We start from the raw sequence: 8103 nt of genomic DNA on the forward strand, positions 1-8103 counted from the left end.
GGCGGAGGACCCTCCTTGCAAGGTAAGGCTAACCTAATCTAGCATCGTGCCGCAGAGGGAGGCGATGCCTCGGTGGAGACACTGCTGAGCAGACTCAACGGCACCTACGACATCTTGGGAATCGGCTTCGGCCCATCGAACCTCGCGCTGGCGATCGCCTTGCGGGAGCACAACGCCCGGGTCCCGGCACCCGAACGGCTTCACATGCGATTCCTGGAGAAGCAGCCCGGCTTCGGCTGGCACAAGGGGATGCTTCTCGACGACGCGACCATGCAGGTGTCATTCCTGAAAGACCTGGTCACCCTGCGCGACCCCGCCAGCGACTTCAGCTTTCTGTGCTTCCTGAAGGACAGCGGCAGGTTGGTGGACTTCCTCAACCACAAGACGCTCTTCCCGCTGCGGATCGAGTTCCACGCCTATTTCGAGTGGGCGGCCGAGCGGGTGCGCGACCTGGTCGCGTACGCCGAGGAGGTCGTGGCCGTCGAGCCGGTGATCGCGGAGGGCGGCGGCATCCCCGCGTTCGACGTGATCAGCACGGACCCGGAGCGTCCCGGGCACACCACCGTACGGCGGGCCCGTAACCTCTGCGTCGCCACCGGGCTGGAGCCGCACCTGCCGCCGGGAACGGTCGTCTCCGACAGGGTGTGGCACAACAGCGAGCTGCTGCCCCGGGTGGCCGCCCTCAAGGAGGCCGGGGTCCCGGTGCGGCGGGCCCTGGTGCTGGGGGCCGGCCAGAGCGCGGCCGAGACGACCGACTACCTGCATCGCACGTTCCCCGACGCGGAAGTCTGCGCCGTCATCGCCAAATATGGCTACACCCCCGCCGATGACAGCCCTTTCGCCAACCAGATCTTCGATCCCGGGGCCGTAGACACGTTCTTCGGCGCTCCGTCAGCCGTCAAGCAGTCCCTGCTCGACTACCACCGCGGCACCAACTACTCCGTGGTGGACATGGACCTCATCGAGTCCCTCTACCGGACCATGTACCGGGAGAAGGTCCAGGGCGGCGAGCGGCTGCGCGTCCTGCGCGCCTCGCGCATCCGCGAGGTGGACGAACGCGACGACCGGCTCGACGTCGCGGTGGAGTATCTGCCCACCGGCGAGCACGAGGTGCTCGAAGCGGACCTCCTCGTCCACGCCACGGGCTACCGGCCCCAGGACATCGGCACCGTCCTCGGCCAGGCCGCCAAGTTATGCCTGCGCGACGACGAGGACCGGCTCAGGATAGTCCGCGACTACCGCGTCGAGACGCCCGCGCACGTGTCGGCGGGCATCTACCTGCAAGGAGCGGGTGAACACACCCACGGCCTCACCTCCACACTCCTGTCCGCCACCGCCGTCCGGGCCGGCGAGATCCGCGACTCGCTGCTGGCCGGCCACACGCCGCGGGCCAGGGCGGCGACATAGTGATCCTCTCCGATCGCCGGCCGGCCGCACCGACGGACCGGCCGGCGGGCGTCGCCGCGGGCAACGCCGGCCGGAGCGGCTGGCTGCTCGTGCTCGTGGCGGCGCTGGTCGCCACGTGCGTCCTGAGCATCGCCGTCGGCACCAGGAACATCGGCCTCGCCACGGTCTGGGACGCGTTCGCCCACGTCGCCGACAGCGACGACCACGCGATCGTGCGCGAGCTGCGGGTCCCGAGGACCGTGCTGGGGCTGCTGGCGGGGGCCGCGCTCGGCGTCTCGGGAGCGGTCATCCAGGCGGTGACGCGCAACCCGCTGGCGGACACGCAGATCCTCGGGATGAACGCGGGAGCGGCGCTCTTCGTCGTGTTCGCGATCGGGGTCCTGGGCCTCACGTCCATCTGGTCGTACGTGTGGTTCGCGTTCGCCGGGGTGGCCTTCGCCACCGTCCTCGTCTACACGCTCGGCTCGATCGGGCGCGGAGAAGCGACACCGCTCCGGCTGACGCTCGCGGGCGTGGCGCTCGGCGCCGTCATGGAGGGCGTCTCGGCCGCGATCCGGCTGCTGAAGCCGCGGGCCTTCGACTACCTGCGCTTCTGGGACGTCGGCACGCTCGGCGGCCGGCCGCTGCCCATCGCCGAAGCGGTCGCGCCGTTCATCCTGGCCGGCCTGGTCCTGGCGTTCGCCGCCGCCCGCTCGCTCAACGCCGTCGCGCTGGGCGACGACCTCGCCCGCTCGCTGGGCGCCGGCGTCACCCGGACACGCGTGCTGTCGGTGGTCTCGGTGGCGCTCCTGACGGGCGCGGCGACCGCGGCGGTGGGCCCGATCGGGTTCATCGGGCTGATGGTGCCGCACGCCGTCCGCCGGATCGTCGGGCCCGACCAGCGGTGGATCCTCGCGTACACGGTGATCTGCGCCCCGATCCTGCTGCTCGGCGCCGACGTCGCCGGACGGGTGCTGATCCGCCCCGCCGAACTGCAGGCCGGGATCGTCACCGCGTTCCTGGGAGCCCCGGTGCTGATATGGCTGATCCGCCGGCGGGCGGTGACGAGCCCGTGAGCGGGGTGGACTTCGGCCACCGCGTCGTCATCCTGCGCCGGTCCCGCGCATCCGTCAGGTTCGGCGCGCGCACGGCGCTCGTCTGCGCCGTGCTCGGCCTCGCGGCCGCGGCGATGGCCGTGCTCGGGCTGGGCACCGGCGAGTTCGAGGTGCCGCCAGGCGAGGTGATCCAGGCGCTGGCCGGGCAGGGGTCGGGCGCGACGCGCCTGGTGGTCGTGGAATGGCGGCTGCCGCGCGTGCTGCTGGCCCTGCTCATCGGCGCGGCGCTCGGGCTGAGCGGCGCCGTCTTCCAGTCGCTGCTGCGCAACCCGCTCGGCAGCCCCGACGTGATCGGGTTCAACACCGGCGCCTACACCGGGGTGCTGGTCACGATGGTGCTGGTCGGCCGCGGCTACTACGAGACCGCGGCGGGCGCCCTGATCGGCGGGCTCGCGGCCGCCCTCGTGGTCTACCTGCTGGCGTACAAGCAGGGCGTGCAGGGGTTCCGGCTGATCATCGTGGGGATCGCGATCAGCGCGGTCCTCGCCTCCGTGAACCAGTGGTTCGTCATCAAGGTCGACCTGCGCCTGGCCGTCGCCGCGGCGATCTGGGGACAGGGCAGCCTGAACACGGTGAAGTGGGAGCACGTCCCGCCCGTGGCCGCCGCGGTTGTGCTGCTCGCCGGATGCCTGCTGGCCCTCGGGCCGCGCCTGTCGCTGCTGGCGATGGGCGAGGAGGCCGCCGCCGCGCTCGGCGTGCGCACGGAACGGGCCCGGCTGCTCTATCTCGTCGTCGGCGTGGCGCTGACCGCCGTGGCCACCGCCGCCGCGGGCCCGGTGGCGTTCGTCGCGCTCGCGGCCCCCCAGCTGGCCCGCCTGCTCACGCGTACGGCCGGCATAGCCCTGGCGCCCTCGGCGGCCATGGGCGCGCTGCTGCTGACCGCGAGCGACTGGCTCGGCCAGCGCGCGTTCGCCCCCACCCAGCTTCCCGTGGGCGTGGTGACGGTGTCGCTCGGCGGGCTCTACTTCGCCTGGCTGCTGACCAGGCCGATGCGGAAGGCGAGCTCATGAGACTGAGCGCCAGGGACCTCACTCTCGGCTACGACCACCGGCCGATCAGCGAGCACCTCAGCGTCGACATTCCCGACGGCGCGCTCACCGTGATCGTCGGCCCTAACGCGTGCGGCAAGTCCACCCTGCTCAGAGCGCTGTCGCGGCTGCTCAAGCCGTCCGCGGGACAGGTCGTGCTGGACGGCAGGGACATCCACTCCCACCCGGCCAAGGAGGTCGCCAGGCGGCTCGGCCTGCTGCCGCAGTCGTCGATCGCGCCCGACGGCATCACCGTGGCCGACCTGGTGGCACGGGGGCGCCACCCGCACCAGAAACTGATCAGGCAGTGGTCGGCCCAGGACGAGGCGGCCGTGGCGGGCGCGATGGCGGCCACCGGCGTCACCGACCTGTCCGGGCGGCTCGTCGACACGCTCTCCGGCGGGCAGCGCCAGCGGGTCTGGGTGGCGATGGTGCTCGCCCAGGAGACGTCGATCGTGCTGCTCGACGAGCCGACCACGTTCCTCGACATCGCCCACCAGATCGAGCTGCTCGAACTCTGCCTCCGCCTGAACCGGGAGCAGCGCAACACCATGGTGGCGGTCCTGCACGACCTCAACCAGGCCTGCCGGTACGCCGACCACATCATCGCGATGAAGGCGGGCGCCGTCGTGGCGCAGGGCGACCCCCGGAAGATCGTCACCGCCGAGCTGATCGAGGACGTGTTCGGCCTGCCCTGCCGCATCATCGACGACCCGGAGACCCACACCCCGCTGGTCATCCCCCGATCCCACCACGCAGTCAGGAGACACGATGTCGAACAATCCCTTCGACGATGAGAACGGCACCTTCTACGTGCTGGTGAACGACGAGGAGCAGCACTCCCTGTGGCCCACGTTCAAGGAGGTGCCTCGGGGCTGGCGGGTGGTCTTCGGCGAAGGCGGCCAGAGCAAGCGCCAGGAGTGCGTGGACTACGTCGAGGAGCACTGGACGGACCTGCGGCCCAAGAGCCTGCGCGAGAGCATGGCCGCCGAGCAGTGACGCGGCCCATGACCGGCCGGCGGGTCCTGTGGCGCGCGGTGACGCGCAACCGGTGGCAGCTGGGCACGGGAACCGGCCTGATCAGCCTGCACCAGGTGTGCGAGTCGCTGGTGCCGATCCTCATCGGCGTGATCGTCGACCAGGCCATCGGCCCGGGGGACGGCGGCGCCCTGGTGCTCTGGGTGGCGGTCCTGGCCGGCCTGTTCACCGCGCTGAGCATGGCCTACCGCTTCGGCGCCCGCCGGCTGATGACCGCCATCGCGGACGAGGCGCACCTGCTGCGCGTCGAAGTGGCCTCCAAGATTATCAATCCGCGCGGGGTCAGGACCGGCCGCCGTGCCGGTGACCTGCTCACCGTGGCCACGACCGACACCGACAACACGTCCTACCTGCTGGACTACGTGCCGCGCGTCGCGGGGGCGGTGACGGCGACCGCGGTGAGCGCCGTCGCGCTGCTGGTGATCGACGTGCAGCTCGGGCTGGCCGTGCTGGTCGGAACCCCCGTGGTGGTCCTCGGACTGCAGGCCGCCACCCCGCTCATCACCAAGCGGGTCACCGAGCAGCAGGACCTCGCCGGCGAGGCCACCTCGCTGGCGGCCGACCTGGTCAGCGGGGTGCGCCCGCTGCGCGGCATCGGCGCGGAGCACGCGGCGGCCGGCCGCTACGACGAGGTCAGCAGGCGGTCCCTGCGGGCCGCGTTACGCGCGGCGCGCACCCAGGGCGCGTACCTGTCCGCCTCCACGGCCGGCGGCGCGCTCCTGGCCGGCGGCATCGCGATCCTGGCCGGGTGGTTCGCGCTCAACGGGAGGATCACCGCCGGCGAGCTCATCACCGTCATCGGCCTCGCGCAGTTCCTGATGGAGCCCATCGGCACGCTCGCCGTCGTGCCCGGCTGGGTCGCCGAGGCCAGGGCGTCCGCCGACCGTGTCGCCACCGTCCTCGACGCGCCCGCGCTGCTGCCGGAAGGCACGGAGACGCTCGACGCCGGCTCGCCCGACCTCGAACTGCGGGCGCTCAGGTACGGCCCGCTGGACGGGGTCGACCTGCACGTGCGCCCCGGCGAGTTCGTCGGCGTGGTGCCCCACCGCTCCGCCGACGGGGAGGCACTGGTCAAGATTCTGTCCGGCCGGGTGGCGCCCGACGAGTACGAAGGCGGCGTCCTCGTCGGAGGCACGCACCTGGCGCGCCTCGACCCGGCGCAGGCCCGCCGGGCGATGCTCGTGGAACCGCACCTCACGGACCTGTTCACCGGGACGATCGAGGAGAACGTGACCGCCGGCGGGCCGCTGGACGAGGCCACCCTGGCCGCCTCGGCGGCCGACCAGGTCGTCTCCGCCCACCCCGACGGCCTCGGCCACGTCGTCGCGGAGCGGGGCGCCAGCCTCTCGGGCGGGCAGCGGCAACGGCTGGCGCTGGCCCGCGCGCTCACGGCCCGCCCCGCGATCCTCGTGATGCACGACCCCACCACCGCCGTGGACGCGGTGACCGAGCACGAGATCGCCCGCGGGCTGCGCGCCCTGCGCCATCCCGGCTCCGGGCGGCTCACCACCGTGGTGGTGACGAGCAGCCCGGCCCTGCTCGCCATGACGGATCGGGTCGTGGTCCTCGACGGCGGCCGGATCGCCGCCGAGGGCACCCACGCCGAACTGGCCGTCACCGACGACGACTACAACCGGGCGGTGCTGCGATGACCGGACCAGACAGGCTGCCCGTCGCCGACGCCCGCAGGACCTGGGCGTGGCTGCGGCTCGAACTCCGTGCGCGATGGATCGGCGGCACGCTCGCCGCGCTGGTGGGCGTCGTGGGCGCCGCCGCGTCGGTGGTGCCCGCGTACGCCCTGGGCACCCTCGTCGACCGCGTCAGGGAGAACGCGCCGGTCTCGGCGATCATCCCCATCGCGGTCGTCATCGTGGCCGCGGCCGTCGTCGGCGGGGCGGCCACCGGCGCCGCCACGTACCTGATCGGCCGGGTGTGCGGGCACATGCTCGCTGACCTGCGGGAACGTACGGTGGCCAGGGCGCTCACCCTGCCCGTCACCACGCTGGAACGGGCCGGCAAGGGAGATCTGCTGTCACGGGTCAGCACCGACGCCGCCTCGATCGGCAAGGCCGCCACCAGCGTCGTCCCCACGATGATCTCCGCTTTCCTGCTGGGCGTGCTGAGCATCGCGGCGATGGCCGGAATGGACTGGCGGCTCGGGCTCGCCGGCGCGGTCGCCGTCCCGCTCTACGTCGCTGCGCTGCGGTGGTACCTGCCGCGCGCCGCGCCGAAGTACGCCGCCGAGCGGCGCGCCGTGGCCGGCAACTCGCAACTGCTGGTGGAGAACATGCAAGGTGCCCGCACCGTGCACGCCTACCGGCTGGAGCAGCGCCGGTTGCGCGACATCGGCGACGCCTCGCACCAGGTGCACGACATCTCCGTGTCGGTCTTCACGCTGTTCACCCGTTTCGTCGGCCGGGTCAACCGGGCGGAGTTCTTCGGCCTGGCCGCGATCCTCGTGGTCGGCTTCCTCCTCGTCCGGTCGGGCGCCGCCACCGTCGGCCAGAGCGCCGCGGCGGCCGTGCTGTTCCACCGCCTGTTCAACCCGATCGGCATGCTGCTGTTCACGTTCGACGAGTTGCAGGCGGCGGCGGCGAGCCTGGCCAGGCTGGTCGGCGTGGTGGACCTCGCGCCGGACCCGGGCGACGGCCCGGACCGTCCCGGTGGCGGCTTGGCGGCTCGCGGCGACGGCCCGGGCCGTCCCGGTGGCGGCTTGGCGGCTCGCGGCGGCGACCCGGACCGTCCCGGTGGCGACCTGGACCGTTCTGGCGACGGCGCGAGCGGGCCGGGCGGAGCCGGGCTGGAGCTGTCCGGCGTGCGCTTCGGCTACGACGGCGGGCCGGAGGTGCTGCACGGCGTCTCCATCAGCCTGCCCGCCGGCGCCCGCGTCGCGCTGGTCGGATCGACGGGCGCGGGCAAGTCCACGCTGGCGGCGATCGCCGCGGGCATCCTGCGCCCCGGCGGCGGCACCGTGTCCGTCGGCGGCGTGGCACTGCCGCCCGACCGGCTGCGCGCGCACGTCGCGATCATCACCCAGGAGGTGCACGTCTTCGCCGGCCCTCTCGTCGAGGACCTGCGCCTGGCCAGGCAGGGGGCGTCGCCGGGCGAGATCGCCTCCGCGCTGTCCGCCGTCGGAGCGCTGGACTGGGCGACGGCCCTGCCCGACGGCCTGGACACGGTGGTCGGCGAGGGCGGCCACGAGTTGACCACGGCACAGGCCCAGCAACTCGCCCTCGCCCGCCTGATCCTCGTCGACCCGGCGATCGCCATCCTCGACGAGGCCACCGCGGAGGCGGGCAGCCTCGGCGCGCGCACCTTGGAGGAGTCCGCCGCCGCGGCGACCCGGGGACGCACCACCCTGATCGTCGCCCACCGGCTGACCCAGGCAGCCGCCGCCGACCGGGTCGTCGTCCTGGAGCACGGCCGGATCGTGGAGCAGGGCCGGCATCAGGAGCTGGTCGCCGCGGGCGGCCGGTACGCGCAACTCTGGCGTGCCTGGGAGGCGCGCACCCCCACGTCGTCATCACGTTAGGCAG

Annotated in this window: 7 protein-coding genes; all 7 read left to right on the forward strand. The window is 73.0% G+C overall.

All coding sequences use genetic code 11. The features are described 5' to 3' along the window. The first annotated feature begins 72 nt into the window (after positions 1–72). The 7 genes from E1292_RS08490 to E1292_RS08520 are packed head-to-tail and all read left to right on the forward strand — an operon-like array spanning position 73 to position 8099. Positions 73–1407, forward strand: a complete 1335-nt coding sequence (locus E1292_RS08490; RefSeq protein WP_246090003.1) for a lysine N(6)-hydroxylase/L-ornithine N(5)-oxygenase family protein — start codon at positions 73–75, stop codon at positions 1405–1407. Continuing rightward, positions 1407–2462, forward strand: coding sequence for a FecCD family ABC transporter permease (locus E1292_RS08495; protein WP_246090004.1), 1056 nt, complete (start codon positions 1407–1409; stop codon positions 2460–2462). The genes E1292_RS08490 and E1292_RS08495 overlap by 1 nt, the downstream gene beginning before the upstream one ends. Further along, positions 2426–3511 (forward strand): FecCD family ABC transporter permease, encoded by a 1086-nt coding sequence (locus E1292_RS08500; protein ID WP_132593773.1) that lies wholly within the window; start codon positions 2426–2428, stop codon positions 3509–3511. Before E1292_RS08495 ends, E1292_RS08500 begins: the two co-directional genes overlap by 37 nt. Beyond that, entirely contained in the window at positions 3508–4326 is an 819-nt protein-coding gene (locus tag E1292_RS08505) for an ABC transporter ATP-binding protein (protein ID WP_132593775.1), read from the forward strand. The genes E1292_RS08500 and E1292_RS08505 overlap by 4 nt, the downstream gene beginning before the upstream one ends. Beyond that, positions 4301–4528: an MbtH family protein gene (locus tag E1292_RS08510; protein WP_132333419.1), complete on the forward strand. Its 228-nt coding sequence runs from the start codon at positions 4301–4303 to the stop codon at positions 4526–4528. The genes E1292_RS08505 and E1292_RS08510 overlap by 26 nt, the downstream gene beginning before the upstream one ends. An 8-nt stretch (positions 4529–4536) precedes the next feature. Beyond that, positions 4537–6219, forward strand: coding sequence for an ABC transporter ATP-binding protein (locus tag E1292_RS08515; RefSeq protein ID WP_132593777.1), 1683 nt, complete (start codon positions 4537–4539; stop codon positions 6217–6219). Continuing rightward, a complete protein-coding gene (locus E1292_RS08520; protein ID WP_132593779.1) occupies positions 6216–8099 on the forward strand; it encodes an ABC transporter ATP-binding protein in 1884 nt (627 codons plus the stop codon). The genes E1292_RS08515 and E1292_RS08520 overlap by 4 nt, the downstream gene beginning before the upstream one ends. The last annotated feature ends 4 nt before the right edge of the window (positions 8100–8103 follow it).

It is taken from the genome of Nonomuraea deserti (assembly GCF_004348685.1).
GTDB lineage: Bacteria > Actinomycetota > Actinomycetes > Streptosporangiales > Streptosporangiaceae > Nonomuraea > Nonomuraea deserti.

Excerpts from the sequence above, each read along its gene's own strand:
- E1292_RS08500 (WP_132593773.1), top strand. The coding sequence starts at position 2,426 with ATGGCTGATCCGCCGGCGGGCGGTGACGAGCCCGTGAGCGGGGTGGAC.
- E1292_RS08505 (WP_132593775.1), top strand. The coding sequence starts at position 3,508 with ATGAGACTGAGCGCCAGGGACCTCACTCTCGGCTACGACCACCGGCCG.
- E1292_RS08510 (WP_132333419.1), top strand. The coding sequence starts at position 4,301 with ATGTCGAACAATCCCTTCGACGATGAGAACGGCACCTTCTACGTGCTG.
- E1292_RS08515 (WP_132593777.1), top strand. The coding sequence starts at position 4,537 with ATGACCGGCCGGCGGGTCCTGTGGCGCGCGGTGACGCGCAACCGGTGG.
- E1292_RS08520 (WP_132593779.1), top strand. The coding sequence starts at position 6,216 with ATGACCGGACCAGACAGGCTGCCCGTCGCCGACGCCCGCAGGACCTGG.